This is a genomic window from Paramesorhizobium salinisoli, from assembly GCF_003335045.1.
GTDB lineage: Bacteria > Pseudomonadota > Alphaproteobacteria > Rhizobiales > Rhizobiaceae > Paramesorhizobium > Paramesorhizobium salinisoli.
Window position 1 is genome coordinate 1 of record NZ_QOZG01000095.1, and the last position, 853, is coordinate 853.

Below are 853 nucleotides of genomic sequence, written 5' to 3' on the forward strand. Positions count from 1 at the left end.
GGTCGCGCTCCGCTTCTTCAGCCAGCTGCGCCTTGATCTCGCCCATCTCGACCAAGCCCAGCGCCCGGCCGATACCGGTCGGGTCGATGGCATATTCGGCCGGCAGCACCACGGTGACGAGGATCGCCGCCGCCGAAATCATTGCGATGATGGTGGAGCGCAGGAGCTGGGCCGAGGACGGCAGCTCGGCGCGGGTTGGAATGTCGGTGTTGTACATAGTGGATCCTTTCGGGAATCTTTTAGGAAACGAACCAGCCGGTGAGCTGATATCCGATCAGCACAAACCCGGCGGTCATCATGACGACGTTGGCGGTATAGGCATGGCGGAAGAAACTCGGCGTCCGCCGCCAATAGCCCATGACGATGAGGATGGCGGCTAGCGCCAGAAGCTGCCCTATCTCAACGCCGATATTGAAGGCGAGTAGGTTCGGCACGAGGCCATCGGGCGAGATGTCGTACTCGATGATCTTCGTCGACAGGCCAAAACCGTGGAAGAAGCCGAAGATCAGCGTCGCCAGCTTCGTGTTCGGCTGGAAACCGAACCATCGCTGGATGGCGCCCATATTGTCGAGTGCCTTATAGACCACCGACAAGCCAATGATGGCGTCGATGATGTAACTGTTGATCCCGACGTCGAAATAGACGCCGAGCAGCATCGTCGTGGAGTGCCCGAGCGCGAACAGGCTGACATAGATGCCGATATGCTTCATCCGGTACAGGAAGAAGTGTCAACGGCGGAGTAAAAACCGGCCACGCGGCGGCGCAAAAGTCGGCCACCTTGGCGCGCGCATGAGACCCGTGGGAGGGCGTAGCCCGAGCGGGGTCTCATGCGCGCGTTGTGATTATTTGAAGG

2 pseudogenes are annotated in these 853 nt (G+C 59.9%); both read right to left on the reverse strand.

Annotated features, from left to right (window positions below):
* Nucleotides 1-217 (reverse strand): annotated as a pseudogene (locus tag DUT91_RS25060) (transmembrane anchor protein); the annotation flags it as partial.
* A gap of 22 nt (nt 218-239) precedes the next feature.
* Nucleotides 240-725 (reverse strand): annotated as a pseudogene (locus DUT91_RS25065) (HupE/UreJ family protein); the annotation flags it as partial.
* Between the last annotated feature and the right edge of the window lie 128 nt (nt 726-853).